Consider the following 15,951-nt stretch of genomic DNA (forward strand, 5'->3'; position numbering starts at 1 on the left):
AGGACCGGTAGGAGTCGAGCATCCGTTCCCGGCGCCCTAGGCGAGCCGGCGCCCCCGTCGCACGATCGCCAGCACCGGTTCCAGTGAGTCCACGACCACCGTCGCACCGGCCGCGCGGAGTCGTTCCGCGCGGCGGGCGTCCTGGGCGTAGCCGAGGAAGTTGACGCCCGCGGCGCGTGCCGCGAAGAGGTCCGACGGGGTGTCGCCGATCATCAGGGCGCTCGCCGGGGTGGCGCCGAGGGAGTCCAGGGCGCGCAGCACACAGTCCGGGTCGGGCTTGAGGAGGCCGAGGTCCGGGGCACGGCCGTGGACGTGGCGGGCGAAGCAGTCGCGCAGCCCGCGTCCGCTGAGGTACTCCTCCGCCGCCCGGGGCGAGTTGTTGGTGGCGACCGCCAGTCCGTCCGCGACCGCGCTCCAGGTGCGGATCAGGGGATCCGCCCAGGCGGTGGGCCAGGCGCTCCGGGTGGCGAGCAGTTCCTGGCGGGTGAGTTCCCGCTCCAGACCCTCGACCACGTCGCTGCCCGGATGCAGCCTGGCCACCGCCCGCAGCACGTCGTGCGGGTCCTCGGCGGCCCGCTGCTCGTCCGTGAGCCGCACCTCGCCGCCGTGCCGGTCCAGCCAGCCGACCAGGCTCTCCGCGACCCCGGAGGCCGGGTGGCGGGCGAAGAGGCGGCAGATGGGGCCGTCGAAGTCGAAGAGGACGTGGTCGGCCCCGTTGATCAGATCCTCGATGGTCTCCGCCACGTGCGCCGCCTGTTCGTCGAGTACCGCATCAGTAGTCACGAAGAGAGTGTCAGGTTCATGGCGATGGTGTTCCAGAGCGCGTCGAACCACTTGCCCGACTGTTCCACGAAAGCGGCGTCCCGGGGCCCGTTGCCGGCGTCGAAGGGGAAGAGGAGCGACTGCGTGCCGAGGGTGTCGTACATCTCCACGGTGGTCGCCTCGATCTCCTCCTCCCGCTTGGTCACCGTGTAGTACGCGAAGAGGGCCTCGGTGCCGTTGAGCACGTAGAGCTTCACCGGCGGGGTGAACGGCAGCGCGCGGAAGGCGACGGTGACGTCGACGCCGTGGGAAACGCGCAGCGCCTGGAGGTTGTGGCGCAGCACCATGCCCTGGGCGTTGCGCTGCGCCAGCCAGCGCTGGTGGATCAGGTCGTCCTCGTCCGTGTCGGCGACGGACGTCGGAAAGGCGAGGTCGATGTTGCGGTCGGGCAGCAGCAGCCGCACCTCGACGGCCTCGGGCCGGATCCGCCCCTCGTGGATCAGCCGCAGCGGTTCCGCCAGCGCCAGCATGAGCGTCTCGGCCGTAAGACACAGGGCGTCGACGCGCACCTCGGGCACCGAGAACGCCTTCGCCAACTGCGGGGCCAGGGCGACCATCGTGGGCTGCGGCCTGATGTCCTCGCCGTCGCCCGGGCCATCCGGACGCTCGGCGACCCGGGCGGGGGCACCCCGGGTGACATGGGTGAGCAGGCCGTCCTCCTGGAGGATCCTGAGTGCCTGCCGTACGGTGCCCCGCTCCACGCCGAACTCCTGGATGAGCTGGGACTGCGTGGGCATGTGGTCGCCGGGCCGGAGCACACCACTGTCGATCCGGCCACGCAGCACATCGGCGATGTCGTGATGTGTCGGCTTTCTTACGTTCACCGTGCCGTTCTCGTGGTTCACAACTCGACGCTACAACTCTTCGCGAGTTATGGGCAGTTACCGAACACGGGTTAGTCGACATTGCCAAGTGGGGACAACTCAATTGAGTTGGCGCCAACTTGCGAGACATGGTCGAAGTGATGCCGCACCGCCCCGAGTTGGCCTACTTCGACGACTGCGCTCCTCCCCGACCCCAAGGAGGGACCTGCCATGCCACTCATCGCCTTCGCCCTCGAGGAATTCGTCCAGTGGCGGTTCGGCCTCATGGGCGTGATCGGCCTGGGGCTGCTCAGCTTCGGCCTGCGCGCAAGGAACGCCGCGTGCACCGGCGTGGGCAGCGTCGTGCTGGCACTGCTGCTGCACTCCGCCTCGGTGTGAAGCCGGCGGGCGGCTCCCCGGCCGCCCGCCCGGTTGGACCGGCCGGCCCCGCCCACGCACGGTCGGGATCGTCCGGTTCCGGTCCGGCGCTCAGAACATGTCCGGGCACCAGGCCCGCCGCCGCGCCCGGAACAACGCGTCCGCCAGGGCCGCCGCGCCCGCGCGCTCCTCCGTCACCCGACCCAGATCCGTCAGCCGCAGCACCGATTCGTCCCCCAGGTACAGCGACCCCAGCGCCCCCAGGTCCATGGCGAGATCGGCCGGCAGCCCGGTCGGGGAGCACCGCGCCGCACCTCCGGGAGACACCTCCAGCCGGAACCGGCCGCCTGCCAGGCCCAGCGGGTCGTGCACGTCCAGCACCAGCGTGCCGGGAGCGTCGTACGTACGTGCCTCCAGCGCCCGCTCGACGTCCAGCAGCCGGACCCACAGGAAGTCCGCGCAGGTGACGGTCCGGGCAGCACGCGGGTCGGGCAGCAGCAGCGGAAGCAGATCGTCCGGGGCCCGCCGGCCCGTCCTCACCGTGGTGACCCAGTCCACCGAGCACACGAACTGCCACAGCGCCCGCTCGGCGGCCGGCGACACCGCGATCAGCTTCTCCACCGCCAGCGCCGTGTCGGGCTGACCGGCGTCGGACCAGCCGGACGCCTCGGCCCGGTAGACCGCCAGGCCCTCCACCTCGCCGGCCGCCGAGCGGTACAGCGCGTAGAACGGCTCCTTCCAGGGCTCCGGTCCGGCCTGGGCAACGCCCGTGTTCACCTGCCACCAGCGCTCGTCGCGGTCCGTCGCCCCGGCCCGGCCCGCTCGGAAGCGGTCGTACAGCTCGGGGCCGAGCTTGCGAACCTCCTCGCCGTCGGCCAGATCGATCCGGCCGCCGTCCTCGGGGCCCGACCAGCGCGGGTCGAGCCCGGTGCGCGAAACGTCGACGCTCCACTCCGTGAACCAGGTCGCGGGACCGAAACCGTACCTCCCGTAGATCGGGAACTCCGCCGCGATCAGCGTCGACACGATCTCGCCGCGCTCCTTGGCGGCCGCGAGATCCGCGGTGATCATCCTGGTGAGCAGTCCGCGCCGGCGGTGCGTCGGCGAGACCGTGACGTTCGAGACGGCGTTCGCCGGTACGGCGGCGCCGCCCGGGACCGTGAGCCCCTGCGTGTAGGAGCGGTACGTCGCCACGCAGCGGCCCGCCTCGAAGGCGCCCTGCACCCGGGTCAGATCGAAGTGCGGCAGCCGGTCGGCGACCAGTTCCTCGCTCACCACCGGGGGCTTGAGGAACCCGGTCCTGCAGGCGCGCAGCCAGTCGGCGAACTCGGACTCGGTGACGGGGCGCACTTCTGGGCTCATGACACCCACGCTATGTCTCCCCGCCCCGCCCGTCACAGGGATTACGGCGACGTCCGCCGACGCCCGCCCGCTCCCGGCGCCCGGACCACCCGGAGGCCCGGCGAGCGGCTCGCCGGGCGAGGCGGCCCGTCATCCCACCGCCGTCAGAACACCGCCCGTACCCCGCCCACCGGCTCACCCCCGCCGAGCAGTGGGGAGTCCGCGATCCGCGCCACCACCGGGTCGTCCACGCCCAGCCGTTCCAGCAGCCGGGCCAGCACCGGCCCCAGCGCTCGCGCGCCTCCGTCGTCGATCTTCAGCGCGAGGGCCCGGCCGTCGGGGAGGGCCACCGCCTGGACCGCCTCGGCGCCCACCTTCGACAGCGCGCCCGGCACCGCCCGCATCAGCCAGGTGTCGTGCCGGTGAGTCCCGGCGACGTACTCGGGATGGGCGCGCATCGCGTCCGCCACCCGCCGCTCCACCGACCCCTCCGGCGCCAGCACGTACGACCGGAACGCCCTGGCCAGGCCGGCCAGGCTGATCGCCATCAGCGGTGCTCCGCAGCCGTCCGTACCGACCGCGGCGACCGGCTCCCCCGCGGCCTCCTCCACCACATCGCGCGTCAGCAGCTGCAGCGGGTGGGACGGGTCGGCGTAGCTCTCCAGCGGCCAGCCGTTGACGCGGCACGCCGCGAGCATCGCCGCGTGCTTGCCGGAGCAGTTCATCGCGACCCGGTCGCGGGGCCGGCCGGCCGCCAGGTACCGCTCCGCCTCGGCCTGGTCGAGGGGCAGCGACGGCGGGGTCCGCAGATCACCGGGGGCCAGCCCGTGCTCGGCGAGCATCGTGCGGACGAGGTCGACGTGGAACGGCTCACCGGAGTGGCTGGCCGCGGCCAGCGCGAGCCTCTTCCCGGACAGGTCCACACCCGCCCGCAGCACGGCCGCGGCCTGCATCGGCTTGTTCGCCGAACGGGGCAGGACGGGCACCGCCGGTTCACCGAGGGCCAGTTCGACGCCCCCGTCGGCCGCCAGGACCACCAGGGATCCCCGGTGCCGGCCCTCCACGAAGCCGGAACGGACGGCCTCGGCGAGGACCGGGTGCGGCGCGGGCGCGGCCCTGGGCACGCCGGCGGACACCGACGGGGTGACGGTCATGTGCGGCAGCCTCCCGGGAAGGGCCGGCCGGCCCGAACCGCCCGCCGCGTACGGGCGGTTCGAGCGACCGGCGTTCATTCGGGCGACCGGCGTTCAGGTGAGCAGGTCGTCCACTTGCGCTTCGCCCTCACGGTACCTGCGGGCGATCTCCGCGCTGCAGTCGTCCGCGGTGCGCTGCAACTGCTGCCGCTGACCGGAGACTTCCTGCTCGTAGTCCGCGAGCCGCCCCATCGCCGCGCGCAGTTCGTCGTCCGTGCGCGCGTCCAGGTCGGACAGCTCGACCTCGGAGAGCATCTCCGCGGCCAGCAGCCGGTACTCCTCGCCGCGCGGCACGGACAGGGTGACGTGCCGGGCCGAACTGCCGCGCCGCGACGGCGGGTCGGCGAGGATCCGCGAGAGCCGGTCGACCACGGCGGCGTCCGGACCGGTCCTCTCCGGGCCGCCGGTCGCGGCGGGGAGCAGCGGCGACGGCGGTGCCGAACGCCGGGACAGCTCCGCGCGCAGGATGTCGATCCGGCCCTGCAGCAACCGCCGTACGTAGCTCAGATCGGCCTCGTCCCGCTGGGACTCCTTGCGCAGCGCCCGCAACTCCGGCAGCCGCAGGGCGGCGAGATCGCGCGCGCCGGAATCGGGACAGCCGTCGCCGGTGCGCTGCGCGGGCGGGCGGACGGTGCCGGCCCCCGAGCAGGCACCGCGGGTCATCTGTACGGGACCGGGCGACTGCCCGGCGCCAGGTGTGCTCATGCGTGAATCAGTCCCCTCGACCGGTGCCTGAGGTCTCCCCGGGCCCGGAGGGCCGAGGGGATGCACCGACTCCGTGCATCGTGCCACTACGGACGGTGCCCATGCAGGCGGTCTGCACCCGTTCAGCCCCCGATAGGTTGGTCCGTATGCGTGCAGTGGTGCAGAGGGTCGACGGCGCGAGCGTCGTGGTGGCCGGTGAGACCGTGGGGGAGATCGTCGGCGAGGGGCTGTGCGTCCTGGTGGGGGTGACGCACGACGACACGCCCGAGAAGGCGGCGCAGCTGGCCCGGAAGCTGTGGTCGGTACGGATCCTCGAGGGCGAGAAGTCCTGCTCGGACGTGAACGCTCCGTTGCTGGTGATCTCCCAGTTCACCCTCTACGGGGACGCCCGCAAGGGCCGCCGCCCCACCTGGAACGCCGCGGCGCCCGGCGAGATCGCCGAGCCGCTCGTCGACGAGGTGGTGGCGCGGCTGCGGGAGCTGGGGGCACGGGTGGAGACGGGCCGGTTCGGTGCGCAGATGCGGGTCTCGCTCACCAACGACGGGCCGTTCACCGTGCTGCTGGAGGTGTAGGGCGCGATAGCCGGGCCGGACCCGTGGGCCGCACCGCCCGCGGCGCGGCCCACGGCTACGGCTACGGCTACGGCTACGGCTACGGCTACGGCTACGGCTACGGCTCGACGATGACCTCCTGGGCCGCGGCCGTGTTCCCGGCCAGCAGTTCCGCGTCCACCGGCACGTTCCGCTTCACCAGCGCGAGCGCGATCGGCCCCAGCTCGTGGTGGCGGGCCGAGGTCGTGATGAAGCCGAGCTGACGGCTTTCCTCCCCGTCCACGGCCAGCCGTACCGGCGTGCCGTGCCCCGGCAGATGCACCTCGCTGCCGTCGAGGTGCAGGAAGACCAGCCGGCGCGGCGGCTTCCCCAGGTTGTGGACGCGCGCCACGGTCTCCTGCCCCCGGTAGCAGCCCTTCTGCAGGTGCACGGCGGGACCGATCAGCCCGATCTCGTGCGGAATGGTGCGGTGGTCGGTCTCGAAGCCCAGTCGCGGCCGGTGCGCCTCCACACGCAGGGCCTCGTGGGCCAGCACGCCGATCGCCGGACCGTTGTCCGCGGCGTACGACTCCAGCGCGGCACGCGGCAGGAACAGGTCGCGGCCCTGCGGGGTCTCCCGTACGACCACGCCCTCCGGGACCTCGGCGATCGAGCCGGCCGGCAGATGCACGACCGCGAACTCGTCCGTACGGTCGGCGACGTCCACCTGGTAGAAGAACTTCATCGACTCCAGGTACGCGAGAAGCGCCTCCTGGGTCCCCGGTTCGACGTGCGCCCACACCGTCTCGCCGTCGTCCACGAGGTACAGCGCGTGCTCGATGTGGCCGTGTGCGGAGAGGATCAGCGCTTCGGTGGCCTGCCCGGCGGGCAGCTCGCTGACGTGCTGGGTGAGCAGGAGATGCAGCCAGTCGAGCCGGTCCTTCCCGGACACGGCTATCACGCCGCGGTGCGAGAGGTCGACGAGCCCGGTGCCGTCGGCCAGGGCACGCTGCTCGCGGAACAGATCGCCGTAGTGGGCGGCGACACCCTCGTCGAGTCCTTCGGCGGGAACGGCGCCGGGCAGGGACAGCAGAGGGCTGATCGTCGAATGTCGCTGCATGACCCCAAGCCTACGACTGGCCGCCGGTGGTCTTCCCCGCGCACTTCTGGCACTGGCCGAAGATCGCGAAGTGCTTCATGTCGGTGGTGAAGCCGAACTTCTCGCGGAGTTCGGCGGTGAACCCGGCGGCCACGTCGACGTCGGCCTCGATCACGTCCCCGCAGTCACGGCAGACCAGATGGAGGTGGTGGTGCCGGTCGGCCAGGTGGTAGGTGGGGGCGCCGTGCCCGAGATGGGCGTGCGAGACCAGGCCCAGCTCCTCCAGCAGCTCCAGGGTCCGGTAGACCGTCGAGATGTTCACCCCGGACGCGGTCTTGCGCACCTCGACGAGGATGTCGTCGGGCGTCGCGTGCTCCAGCGCGTCGACGGCTTCGAGGACGAGCTGGCGCTGCGGGGTCAGGCGGTAACCGCGCTGCCGCAGATCACTCTTCCAGTCGGTGCTCACCACGCGTCCAGTGTAGGCAGCACCGGGCGGGGGTGCGGAGGGACGGCGATCCGTCCGCACCCCTGGTCTCCGCCGGAGCCGCGGGAAGGGCTACCCGTGCCGCGGCCCAGGCGGGCAGGTCACTTGAAGAAGGCGATGCCGTCGTCCGGGAGGTCGCCGAGGTCCTTGGCCCATGCCTCGACCTGCTCGGGCGTGACGACCTTCTTCAGATGGGCCGACATGTACGGCCGCAGCGGCACCTCCGGGGTGGCCTTCTCGCCGACCCACATCAGGTCGCCCTTGACGTAGCCGTAGAGCCTCTTGCCACCGGAGTACTGCGGGGAGGCGGGGGTGCGCGCGACCGCGTCCGTCGCCAGGTCGATCTGCGGCTTCTTGTCCGCGAGATCGCCGTACCAGATCTCCACGACGCCCTGGTCACGGACCATGACGATCTCGACCTTGCGGTCCTTGTCGATCCTCCAGTAGCCGGACTCGCTCTCCAGGGGGCGGACCTTCCTGCCTTCGGAGTCCAGCACCCAGCTGTGCGAGACGTACTCGATGAAGTCGCGGCCGTCGTGGCTGAAGGTCACGGACTGGCCGAAGTTGCACTTCTCCGAGCCTGGGAAGTCGGACACGCCCGCGCCTTCCCAGGTGCCGAGGAGGAACGCGAGCGGCACGAGGTCGGGGTTGAGGTCTGACGGGATCTCGATCATGGCTGGCTCTGTCGGTCGGGGGATACGGGACTAGCGCTGGCCCTGGTACAGCTTCTTCACGGCCAGGCCGGTGAAGGCGAGCACGCCGACACACACCAGGACCAGCAGAAGTTCGAAGAAAACAATCACGGGTGCTCCTCGGATGAGCGCGAAGGCAGATCGGGCCGCACCCCAGCTTAGTGGGCGGGGGCACGGCCCTCTCTGCGAGGTCAGCCCAGCAGCTGGTTCTGGAGGACGACGGTCTGGTGGAAGGGGACGGACAGGGCCTCGCCCTTCCTCGTGTGGACGATGAGCGCGACCGTGTCGCCGGCGACGACATACGCCTGGCGGGTGTGCTCGGGGCCGATCGGCTTCGACTCGGTGTAGACGGACACCGCGGACCTGCCGTCCGCCGCGGACCCGCTCTCCCACTTCTCGTCGACGCCCACCTCGTCGGGGGCCGACGCCAGCGCGGTGTCCGGCGACAGTCCGCCCCCGATCTTGCGGTCCATGTAGTCGTCGGCCATGTCCGCGGAGTTGAAACGGAGGAGGTAGACACGGGACGTGGTGCCGTCGGGCATGGTCCAGCCGCGGGCCGCGATGTGCCGCACGGCGGAGTCGTCCAGCGCCTGCCGGAGGCCGGCCCGGCGGTCCTCGACGTACTCCGACACGTACCGGTCCGTGGACACCCAGCCGCCGTTCAGCTCCTTGTCCACGGTGGCTCCCACCGGGGCCGGCAGCAGGAGATCGCGCAGGTCGGCGTGGTGGATCTCGTGCCGGTTGCCGGAGGTGAAGGGCCGGGGGCTGCCCTCGGGGAGGGCGGGCAGCGCCAGGCGCGGGTAGTCCCAGCGGCCGTCGCTCTCCGTCGCGAGACCCGGCACGTCCGTGCGTTCCATGGACGTGATGCCGTACGCGGTGCCGGCGCCGAGTCCGCCGCAGACGAGAACGGCCGCGGTCCAGCGCGCGACGGCCCGGAGGGCCCGGCGCTTCCCGGACCGGCCGGCGGCCACGGGGGCGCCGGCAGCCACGGCGCCGGACGCCGGAGCCTCGGGTGGGGGCGGTACGGCGGCGACTGCGCGCTCGACGTCCGCGGACGGGGCGGCGGGCGGGGAGTCCGCAGCCCCGTCCGCGGACGGCTGATCGGCCGGCGCGGCGTCGGCGCGGGCGGGTGCCGGCTCCGCCGGGGCGGACGCTCGCGGTTCGGCCGCGTCGGGCCGGGGTTCCGTGGCCGCCTCCGCCGGGGCGGGGTCGTGCTCGGCAGGGGCCGCCGCGGACGACGGGTTCGGCCGGATCTGCTCGGTCATACGTACTCTCCAGGCGAGGCGATGTGGTCGAGTTGCTCCTGCACGAGGTCGGCCACGGCGTTCTCGTCGAACGAGGCGGCCGTTCCCTGCGCCTCCACGCTCACCAGCACCTCGGCGTCGTACGCGAAGCACTGCATCCCGCCGAGCCGCTCGTCCTCGCCGGGGCCTTCGCCCTTGGCACGCTTGTCCTGCTCGACCAGGAAGCAGGCCGAGTTCCGGTGGCCGGTGATCTTCGGCCCCTTGGAGAGTTTCAGCATCTTCGCGAGACCGGTCTGGACCTCGTACGCTTCCCGCACCCGGGTCTTGTCCTTCACCCGCGTGAGCTCGATGGTGACGACGACGTCGTCCTCGTAGACGCCGCCGCGCTCCGCGAACTCGGTGGCGTACGAGCGGAGGGCGATCCCCCTGAGGCCCAGCCGGTTCACCCGCTTCTCGTACTCGCGGCGGTTCTTCCCTGACAGACCGCTGCCCCACTCCTTCATCACGGCGATCGCCTGCTGGGCGTTGAGCTCGACGTCGTTGCCGTGCTCGCCGATGTCCGGACCGAGCCGGAAGCCGTCCGGAACCGGCAGCAGCAGCTTGCCGAGCGGAGTGGACGCCTGCCCGCGCCAGGCCTCGGCCGCCGGATCGTTCGCGGCTTCCTTCGCCGGCTCGGCCCACACGCTGGTGGGGACCGTGCGGTCCGCGTCGCCGACGGTGACGGCGGTGTAGGCGGCCGCACCGCCAACCGAGCCCACGACGAGTACGGCGGGCAGCACGACACCGGTGAGTACGGATCTCAAGACAGACGCTCCAGCTGTCGCTCGGCCAGCGAGCGGATCTCGGTCCTGCCGATCCGCTTGGTGTCGAAGATGTTGATGTCGACCATGACGTCCCCGCGCTGGAAGACGGCCCTGGCCCGGTACAGGGGCAGGTAGCCGGCCTCCCGCTCGACGGGGAACAGGTAGTAGCGGCCGTTGCCGCTGCCCTTGAGCGGGGCGCCGTCGTTGCCCGCGTGCTCGGGGTCCGGGAGGTACCCCAGCTGGCTCTCCGCGTGGTGGATGGCGCCCTCGCCCGAGCGGAACTGGACGAGGCTGACGTCCACGTCCTTGTGCTCGCCCTGCGACCAGGCCACCCGGGCGACCCTGCGCAGGTCCGATTCCGTCAGCCTGGCGAACATTCCGGCAGGTCCTTCGAAGTACTGCGCGTAGGTCGCGGTGTCCACCCACCCGTCCCCCGCCCCCGCTTCGGAGGCGCGCGCGCCCTTCGGACTGGGCACCAGCAGCTTGCGCAGATCCCCGTCCGTCTTCACCCTGCGGTCCTCGGCGGCACTCAGCGGATCCGGGACGTCGGCCGCGGGCAGCGGCTTCGCCGGGTAGGCGAGGCCGGGCTGATTCAGCGCGGGCAGCGGCGTCGGGGGCCGGTCGGCCTGGACCTTGTAGCCGACGGCCGTCCCCCCGCTGATGCCGATCACGGCGGCGACGGCGAGGAGCAGGGCGGTCCGGCCGCGCCGCCGCGGCGCGGGACCGGGTGGTACGGGAACGCCGGGCGACGCGGGCTCGCCCGCGGGTTCGGGTGCCTCCTCGGGTGCGCCGGCCGCCTCCCGGGCGCCCGCCGACGAGGGAGCATCCTCCGGCCCGGTCGGCGCGTCGGGCGTCGCCGGTCCCGGCTCCGGCTCCGGCTCAACCTCCGGCTTCGGCCCGATGGGTTCGGCGGGCCGCCGCCCGGTGTCGTCCGGCGCGACGGCCGGCGCTTCCGCTTCCGCCTCCGGTGCGCCCGGCTGCGGCTGTGTTGTGTGCAGTTCCAAAAGGGTCCCCCACGAGACCTGCAGGCGCAGATTCCGTTTGCCTGCGCTCACACAACTGACCCGCGCCCCCGATCATGGGTTGTGGCCGCGCCGATTACAGTTCGGCATATGGCGAAGAAGCTCGTGATCAAGGTGACCGCCGGGGCCGACGCCCCCGAACGCTGCTCCCAGGCCTTCACGGTCGCCGCCGTCGCCGTGGCGAGCGGGGTGGAGGTCTCCCTCTGGCTGACGGGCGAGTCGTCGTGGTTCGCCCTGCCGGGCCGGGCCGCTGAGTTCGAGCTTCCGCACGCGGCGCCGCTTCCGGACCTGATCGAGTCGATCCTGGCGGCGGGGCAGATCACCCTGTGCACGCAGTGCGCGGCCCGGCGCGAGATCACGGAGAAGGACGTGATCGACGGCGTGCGGATCGCGGGTGCGCAGGTCTTCGTCAGCGAGGCGATGGCCGACGGGACCCAGGCGCTCGTCTACTAGACGGCCGCGGGCCCGTCGAGGGCGCGCGCCGCCGTCACGGCCGCGGGCCCGAGCCGCCGTCACGGCCGCGGGCCCGAGCCCGGCTTCCGCTTGCCGTCCAGCTCGTCCCACCACTCGTCGGACTGCGGGTCCCCGGACGGGTCGTCCCACCAGCGGTCCTCGGGGCCGCGCCGGTTCGCCACCACCGCCGCGAGCGGCGGGATCACCATGGCGACGACGCACATGCCGACGGCGACCGGTACCGACCAGAGGCGCACGAAGGCCCAGGCGGACACGAAGAGGACGAGACATCCGCCCATGAGCAGGAAGTAGGCGTGACGGCGCCGCGCGTACATGCCTCCAGCGTAGGACGCGCCGCCGACGACGGCACGAAGGGCCGCACCCACGTCCAGGAAAGCGTCCAACCCCCTGGGGTGCGGCCCTTCGGCCGGTTCGGTCCGCGCTCGCGTCAGACGGCGATGGCGACCTCGGAGAGACCACCCGTCTGCGCGACGACCGTACGGTCCGCCGTGGCACCGGGGACCAGGGCGCGCACGGTCCACGTCCCCTCGGCCGCGTAGAAGCGGAACTGTCCGGTCGCCGAGGTCGGGACCTCGGCGGTGAACTCGCCGGTCGAGTCCAGCAGACGCACGTAGCCGGTGACCGGCTCGCCGTCGCGGGTCACCTGACCCTGGATGGTGGTCTCACCGGGCTTGATCGTCGAGGCGTCGGGGCCGCCGGCCTTCGCTCCACACATGCTCTATGTCCTTAAGGTCGAGGGGTCCGGAGGTCCGGGCTTACTTGTTCGCGCCGAGCTCGATCGGCACGCCGACGAGGGAGCCGTACTCGGTCCACGAGCCGTCGTAGTTCTTGACGTTGCCGACACCGAGCAGCTCGTGCAGGACGAACCAGGTCAGCGCGGAACGCTCACCGATGCGGCAGTAGGCGATGGTGTCCTTCGCCAGGTCGACCTGCTCCTCCTCGTAGAGGGCCTTGAGCTCGTCGTCCGACTTGAAGGTGCCGTCGTCGTTGGCGTTCTTCGACCACGGGATGTTGCGGGCGCTCGGCACGTGGCCGGGGCGCTGCGACTGCTCCTGCGGCAGGTGGGCCGGGGCGAGCAGCTTGCCGCTGAACTCGTCGGGCGAACGGACGTCGACCAGGTTCTGGGCGCCGATGGCGGCGACGACGTCGTCGCGGAAGGCGCGGATGGACGTGTCCTGGGCCTTGGCCTTGTACTCGGTGGCCGGGCGCTGCGGGACCTCGGAGCCGTCGACGAGGTCGCGGGAGTCGAGCTCCCACTTCTTGCGGCCGCCGTCGAGGAGCTTCACGTCCTGGTGGCCGTAGAGCTTGAAGTACCAGTACGCGTAGGAAGCGAACCAGTTGTTGTTGCCGCCGTAGAGGACGACCGTGTCGTCGTTGGCGATCCCCTTCTCCGACAGCAGCTTCTCGAAGCCGGCCTGGTCCACGAAGTCACGGCGGACCGGGTCCTGGAGGTCCTTCTGCCAGTCGATCCGGACGGCGTTCTTGATGTGGTTCTTGTCGTAGGCCGAGGTGTCCTCGTCGACCTCGACGACGACGACCTTCGGGTCGTCCAGGCGGGCCTCGACCCAGTCGGCGTCTACCAGGACGTCGCTGCGGCTCATGCTGTTTCTCCTCCGGGGCAGTGTGCGGCGGGTGGTGCGCTGGGGTGACGCGCGGGGATGTGCGGGTACGCCGCAAGGGCGTCGGGCACAAGGGTTGGCCCTGATCCGTGGCAGGTCAGAAGGCCCGGGGAATACGGAAGTCGACGCTTCCGCTCAGATGGCGCGACAGAGCATGGCGGCGACACGGCACAGGTCGACTGCCCGCCGCTTCGTGAGATCCGCCTGTCGCTTCATGGGTCCGATCGTAGGGACGAGTCGGCGGCCATGTCACCGGCGTGTCGCATTCTGATACGCGATCGTCCGAATGGCGGGATGGATGCCCCGCCCGGAGCCCTTCCGCGGCACTGCCGGGGTCCGCCGCCACGACGGCATCTGCGGACCGGACATCACCGTCTCAGCATCCGGCCACGGCACGTCCGGCGTCGCGGTGCCGGACGCGCGAGAATCCGCGTCACGGCGGCCCGTGCCGGCGGCGGCCGTGCGCGGGCGGGGCTCAGCCGGTCAGCGGAACGTTCGTGCCCGAGACGGTGATGACGAGGCCGTCCTCCTCCGCCTGCACCTTCTCAAGCTTCATCCCCTGCGGCAGCCCGCTGATCTTCCGGTCGAAGTCGGTCTTCTGCCGGATCAGATCCTCGAGCCGCGGGATGCCCTCACCCGGTACCTCGTCGGCCCGCACCCGGATCGTGTCGCCGTCGACGAGGCTGACGGTGGAGACAACGCTGCGGGAGATCGTGCGGCCGAGGACGTTGACCGAGCCGGTGACCTTCACCTTGCCGTTGCCGCCGTAGGCCGGCGTCACGTCCTCGTCGGACGCCTCGGCGAGATCGGCGTACGAGATGCGGGCGGTGCCGGTCGCGGTCGTGGCGGTGGCGCTGGAGAAGCCGGCGCCGAGGCGCACGTCGTGCAGGGCGGCCGAGAGCTCGGATATGACGACCCGGCGTCCGTTGGCGCTGGTCTCGATGCCCCGGAGGGTGACGTCGACGCGCTCGAGCTCCTTGCCGGCGACCTGGGTCAGGAACGGGAAGCCCGCGATCGACACCTCGGCCGCCCCGGACAGCCCCTGGCGCGCCTTGACCTTCTCGGCGGCCTCCGACTCGGCGTAGCCGAGCAGCAGCCGGTCGGCGGCGACGAAGAGTCCGCCGAGGATCACCGCGGTGATCAGCAGTATTCGCAGTGCGCGCACGCCTGGTTCTCCCACCCCTGTCGCCGCCCCGGACGGAAGCGGACTGAATGATCGACGTACCGCGGCACGCCATTGGTTCCCGTCCGGCCGGGGCGGGTCCTCACCCGAGCGCGCGGCCGAGCAGGTAGACGATCGGCGCCGCGGCGGTGAGCGGCAGCGCTACACCGGCCGTCATGTGCACGAAGCGGGACGGGTAGTCGTAACTGGCCACCCGCAGGCCGACGAGCGCGCAGACGCCCGCCCCGAGGGCCGGCAGCGCGGCCTGCGCACCGGCTCCGGTGACCGCGCCCGCCGCGATCCCGGCACCCGCCGCGGCCAGCAGGGCCACCGTCACCGAGGCGGCGCCGGGGAGCGGGAGCGCCCGGGCCAGTGCCGCGACGGCGACCGCCGCTCCGCCGGCCGCGACCGCGTCCGGGGCTGCGGCGAGGAACCCGGCGGCGACGATCGTCAGCGCGGCCGAGGCGATCGTCGCCATGAGCCCGTACATCCGCTCGTCCGCGGCCGCGTGGCTGCGCAGCTGCAGCACGAGCGTGAGGAGGACCCAGACGCCGAGGGTGCCGACGATCGCGGCCGGGGCGTGCTCCCGCCCCGCGGCCAGCAGCACGGCGTCGGCGGCCAGACCGCCGGCGAAGGCGAGTGCGATGCCCTGGCGGGCGGGCCACATGCCGTTCAGCCGGAACCAGCCGGCCGCGGTCAGGCCCTGCAGCGCGATCAGCGGGACCAGCAGCAGGTACGGGGACACCCCGGCGGTCGTCGCGAGCAGCAGACCGGTGACGGCCGTGAGCCCGGCGGGCTGCATCCCGGGCGGGATGATCGGCGACCGGCCCTCGGCGCGGGCGCGCTGGGCGTCGGTGATGCGGGCGTTGCCCATGGTGGTGGGCGCGCCGTACGCCGGCTCGGCACCGGCGGGGGACCCGGCCGGGGCGGACGGTTCGGCGGCCGGGCCGTACGCGGCGCCCTGCGGCCCGTACGCCACGGGCGCACCGGGCGCCGGGGCCGCGGCGGGGCCGGCGGGAACCGGGCCGGTCGCACCGGGAACGGCCGGCGCCTCCGGCGGCAGCGGGTACGCCGCCGGCGCCGCGCCCACCGGCGGCAGGTACGCGGTGTCCGCGGCGGCCTGGGGGTACTGGGTGCCCTGCGGATACGGCGCGGGCTGTGCGGGCTCGACCACCGGCTGGTACTGCGTGTCCCAGGTCTGCCCCTCCCACGTCTGGGTGACGTTGGGGTCCGGCGGGTTCTGCGCGTAGGGGTCGTGCGCGCCGTACGGATACTGCTGATCGCTGCTCATGCTGTGCGGTTCACCCTCCTGCGAACGGCGGGAGCACCTCGACCGTGCCGCCCTCGGCCAGCCGTACGGTCTCATGCCCGCGGGTCCCCACGGGCGCGCCGTCGACGAGGAAGGAACACCGCTGGAGCACGTGGACGAGTTCGCCCGGGTGCCTCTCGCGGACGGCGTCCAGCGCCTCGGCCAGGTTCTCCGCGGCGTACGGCTCCTCGGCCACACCAGCGGCGGCCTTGGCCGCGGCCCAGTAGCGGATGGTCCCCGCTGCCATCGCGGCACTCCTCTCTCCGGCTCG

21 protein-coding genes are annotated in these 15,951 nt (G+C 72.5%); 3 read left to right on the forward strand and 18 right to left on the reverse strand.

What is annotated here, in order from left to right; translation table 11 throughout:
* Nucleotides 1–36: 36 nt before the first annotated feature.
* Complete coding sequence (locus tag BLT82_RS38315) at nucleotides 37–783, reverse strand: HAD family hydrolase (protein WP_244529804.1); 747 nt, start codon at nucleotides 781–783, stop codon at nucleotides 37–39.
* Nucleotides 780–1,667 (reverse strand): winged helix-turn-helix domain-containing protein, encoded by an 888-nt coding sequence (locus BLT82_RS38320; RefSeq protein ID WP_244529805.1) that lies wholly within the window; start codon nucleotides 1,665–1,667, stop codon nucleotides 780–782. The genes BLT82_RS38315 and BLT82_RS38320 overlap by 4 nt, the downstream gene beginning before the upstream one ends.
* Nucleotides 1,668–1,856: 189 nt before the next feature.
* On the opposite strand from BLT82_RS38320, the gene BLT82_RS37380 reads away from it, so the two are divergent.
* Nucleotides 1,857–2,024 (forward strand): hypothetical protein, encoded by a 168-nt coding sequence (locus BLT82_RS37380; protein ID WP_167746140.1) that lies wholly within the window; start codon nucleotides 1,857–1,859, stop codon nucleotides 2,022–2,024.
* Nucleotides 2,025–2,114: 90 nt separating this feature from the next.
* Here BLT82_RS37380 and BLT82_RS31795 read toward each other — a convergent pair whose 3' ends face one another.
* From BLT82_RS31795 to BLT82_RS31805, 3 genes are all read right to left on the reverse strand, one after another.
* Nucleotides 2,115–3,365: a GNAT family N-acetyltransferase gene (locus BLT82_RS31795; protein ID WP_093661255.1), complete on the reverse strand. Its 1,251-nt coding sequence runs from the start codon at nucleotides 3,363–3,365 to the stop codon at nucleotides 2,115–2,117.
* 143 nt (nucleotides 3,366–3,508) lie between these two features.
* Nucleotides 3,509–4,498: an asparaginase gene (locus tag BLT82_RS31800; protein WP_093661257.1), complete on the reverse strand. Its 990-nt coding sequence runs from the start codon at nucleotides 4,496–4,498 to the stop codon at nucleotides 3,509–3,511.
* A 93-nt stretch (nucleotides 4,499–4,591) separates the two neighbouring features.
* Entirely contained in the window at nucleotides 4,592–5,242 is a 651-nt protein-coding gene (locus BLT82_RS31805) for an RsiG family protein (RefSeq protein ID WP_093661148.1), read from the reverse strand.
* 146 nt (nucleotides 5,243–5,388) lie between these two features.
* Between BLT82_RS31805 and dtd the strand changes: the two genes are divergently transcribed.
* Entirely contained in the window at nucleotides 5,389–5,814 is a 426-nt protein-coding gene (gene dtd / locus BLT82_RS31810; RefSeq protein ID WP_093661150.1) for a D-aminoacyl-tRNA deacylase, read from the forward strand.
* Nucleotides 5,815–5,911: 97 nt separating this feature from the next.
* Here dtd and ygfZ read toward each other — a convergent pair whose 3' ends face one another.
* The 6 genes from ygfZ to BLT82_RS31845 all read right to left on the reverse strand — a co-directional run bounded on the left by ygfZ (nucleotide 5,912) and on the right by BLT82_RS31845 (nucleotide 11,149).
* The gene (ygfZ, locus tag BLT82_RS31815; protein WP_093661152.1) at nucleotides 5,912–6,892 is read right to left on the reverse strand and encodes a CAF17-like 4Fe-4S cluster assembly/insertion protein YgfZ; all 981 of its coding nucleotides are present in this window, start codon (nucleotides 6,890–6,892) and stop codon (nucleotides 5,912–5,914) included.
* A gap of 10 nt (nucleotides 6,893–6,902) precedes the next feature.
* Entirely contained in the window at nucleotides 6,903–7,340 is a 438-nt protein-coding gene (locus BLT82_RS31820; protein ID WP_208868103.1) for a Fur family transcriptional regulator, read from the reverse strand.
* Nucleotides 7,341–7,456: 116 nt separating this feature from the next.
* Nucleotides 7,457–8,029: a heme-binding beta-barrel domain-containing protein gene (locus BLT82_RS31825; protein ID WP_093661156.1), complete on the reverse strand. Its 573-nt coding sequence runs from the start codon at nucleotides 8,027–8,029 to the stop codon at nucleotides 7,457–7,459.
* 209 nt (nucleotides 8,030–8,238) lie between these two features.
* Nucleotides 8,239–9,312 carry a hypothetical protein gene (locus tag BLT82_RS31835; RefSeq protein WP_093661158.1) on the reverse strand — a complete coding sequence of 358 codons (1,074 nt, stop codon included), beginning with the start codon at nucleotides 9,310–9,312 and terminating at the stop codon, nucleotides 8,239–8,241.
* Nucleotides 9,309–10,094 (reverse strand): hypothetical protein, encoded by a 786-nt coding sequence (locus tag BLT82_RS31840; RefSeq protein WP_093661160.1) that lies wholly within the window; start codon nucleotides 10,092–10,094, stop codon nucleotides 9,309–9,311. The genes BLT82_RS31835 and BLT82_RS31840 overlap by 4 nt, the downstream gene beginning before the upstream one ends.
* Nucleotides 10,091–11,149 carry a hypothetical protein gene (locus BLT82_RS31845; protein WP_342029433.1) on the reverse strand — a complete coding sequence of 353 codons (1,059 nt, stop codon included), beginning with the start codon at nucleotides 11,147–11,149 and terminating at the stop codon, nucleotides 10,091–10,093. Before BLT82_RS31845 ends, BLT82_RS31840 begins: the two co-directional genes overlap by 4 nt.
* Nucleotides 11,150–11,206: 57 nt before the next feature.
* Here BLT82_RS31845 and BLT82_RS31850 point away from each other — a divergent pair, with 57 nt between their 5' ends.
* On the forward strand, nucleotides 11,207–11,569 hold the full coding sequence (locus tag BLT82_RS31850) for a DsrE family protein (protein ID WP_093661162.1): 363 nt from the start codon (nucleotides 11,207–11,209) through the stop codon (nucleotides 11,567–11,569).
* 59 nt (nucleotides 11,570–11,628) lie between these two features.
* Here BLT82_RS31850 and BLT82_RS31855 read toward each other — a convergent pair whose 3' ends face one another.
* The 7 genes from BLT82_RS31855 to BLT82_RS31885 all read right to left on the reverse strand — a co-directional run bounded on the left by BLT82_RS31855 (nucleotide 11,629) and on the right by BLT82_RS31885 (nucleotide 15,927).
* A complete protein-coding gene (locus BLT82_RS31855) occupies nucleotides 11,629–11,904 on the reverse strand; it encodes a DUF3099 domain-containing protein (RefSeq protein ID WP_093661261.1) in 276 nt (91 codons plus the stop codon).
* Between the two features lie 113 nt (nucleotides 11,905–12,017).
* Nucleotides 12,018–12,305, reverse strand: coding sequence for a DUF1416 domain-containing protein (locus tag BLT82_RS31860; RefSeq protein ID WP_017945923.1), 288 nt, complete (start codon nucleotides 12,303–12,305; stop codon nucleotides 12,018–12,020).
* Between the two features lie 40 nt (nucleotides 12,306–12,345).
* Nucleotides 12,346–13,191 carry a sulfurtransferase gene (locus tag BLT82_RS31865; RefSeq protein WP_093661164.1) on the reverse strand — a complete coding sequence of 282 codons (846 nt, stop codon included), beginning with the start codon at nucleotides 13,189–13,191 and terminating at the stop codon, nucleotides 12,346–12,348.
* Nucleotides 13,192–13,344: 153 nt separating this feature from the next.
* Nucleotides 13,345–13,425 (reverse strand): putative leader peptide, encoded by an 81-nt coding sequence (locus BLT82_RS38895; RefSeq protein WP_352103060.1) that lies wholly within the window; start codon nucleotides 13,423–13,425, stop codon nucleotides 13,345–13,347.
* 259 nt (nucleotides 13,426–13,684) lie between these two features.
* Nucleotides 13,685–14,374 (reverse strand): LmeA family phospholipid-binding protein, encoded by a 690-nt coding sequence (locus tag BLT82_RS31875; protein WP_093661166.1) that lies wholly within the window; start codon nucleotides 14,372–14,374, stop codon nucleotides 13,685–13,687.
* 100 nt (nucleotides 14,375–14,474) lie between these two features.
* On the reverse strand, nucleotides 14,475–15,737 hold the full coding sequence (locus BLT82_RS31880) for a hypothetical protein (protein WP_455431880.1): 1,263 nt from the start codon (nucleotides 15,735–15,737) through the stop codon (nucleotides 14,475–14,477).
* Nucleotides 15,673–15,927 carry a MoaD/ThiS family protein gene (locus BLT82_RS31885; protein WP_093661170.1) on the reverse strand — a complete coding sequence of 85 codons (255 nt, stop codon included), beginning with the start codon at nucleotides 15,925–15,927 and terminating at the stop codon, nucleotides 15,673–15,675. Before BLT82_RS31885 ends, BLT82_RS31880 begins: the two co-directional genes overlap by 65 nt.
* Nucleotides 15,928–15,951: the final 24 nt, after the last annotated feature.

The organism is Streptomyces wuyuanensis (assembly GCF_900103455.1).
Classification (GTDB): Bacteria; Actinomycetota; Actinomycetes; order Streptomycetales; family Streptomycetaceae; genus Streptomyces; species Streptomyces wuyuanensis.

What these genes read in the sequence shown, in the direction of transcription:
- BLT82_RS37380 (WP_167746140.1), top strand. Translation starts at nt 1,857, where the DNA reads ATGCCACTCATCGCCTTCGCCCTCGAGGAATTCGTCCAGTGGCGGTTC.
- BLT82_RS31795 (WP_093661255.1), bottom strand. Translation starts at nt 3,365, where the DNA reads ATGAGCCCAGAAGTGCGCCCCGTCACCGAGTCCGAGTTCGCCGACTGG.
- BLT82_RS31800 (WP_093661257.1), bottom strand. Translation starts at nt 4,498, where the DNA reads ATGACCGTCACCCCGTCGGTGTCCGCCGGCGTGCCCAGGGCCGCGCCC.
- BLT82_RS31805 (WP_093661148.1), bottom strand. Translation starts at nt 5,242, where the DNA reads ATGAGCACACCTGGCGCCGGGCAGTCGCCCGGTCCCGTACAGATGACC.
- dtd (WP_093661150.1), top strand. Translation starts at nt 5,389, where the DNA reads ATGCGTGCAGTGGTGCAGAGGGTCGACGGCGCGAGCGTCGTGGTGGCC.
- ygfZ (WP_093661152.1), bottom strand. Translation starts at nt 6,892, where the DNA reads ATGCAGCGACATTCGACGATCAGCCCTCTGCTGTCCCTGCCCGGCGCC.
- BLT82_RS31825 (WP_093661156.1), bottom strand. Translation starts at nt 8,029, where the DNA reads ATGATCGAGATCCCGTCAGACCTCAACCCCGACCTCGTGCCGCTCGCG.
- BLT82_RS31835 (WP_093661158.1), bottom strand. Translation starts at nt 9,312, where the DNA reads ATGACCGAGCAGATCCGGCCGAACCCGTCGTCCGCGGCGGCCCCTGCC.
- BLT82_RS31850 (WP_093661162.1), top strand. Translation starts at nt 11,207, where the DNA reads ATGGCGAAGAAGCTCGTGATCAAGGTGACCGCCGGGGCCGACGCCCCC.
- BLT82_RS31855 (WP_093661261.1), bottom strand. Translation starts at nt 11,904, where the DNA reads ATGTACGCGCGGCGCCGTCACGCCTACTTCCTGCTCATGGGCGGATGT.
- BLT82_RS31860 (WP_017945923.1), bottom strand. Translation starts at nt 12,305, where the DNA reads ATGTGTGGAGCGAAGGCCGGCGGCCCCGACGCCTCGACGATCAAGCCC.
- BLT82_RS31865 (WP_093661164.1), bottom strand. Translation starts at nt 13,191, where the DNA reads ATGAGCCGCAGCGACGTCCTGGTAGACGCCGACTGGGTCGAGGCCCGC.
- BLT82_RS38895 (WP_352103060.1), bottom strand. Translation starts at nt 13,425, where the DNA reads ATGAAGCGACAGGCGGATCTCACGAAGCGGCGGGCAGTCGACCTGTGC.
- BLT82_RS31880 (WP_455431880.1), bottom strand. Translation starts at nt 15,737, where the DNA reads ATGAGACCGTACGGCTGGCCGAGGGCGGCACGGTCGAGGTGCTCCCGC.
- BLT82_RS31885 (WP_093661170.1), bottom strand. Translation starts at nt 15,927, where the DNA reads ATGGCAGCGGGGACCATCCGCTACTGGGCCGCGGCCAAGGCCGCCGCT.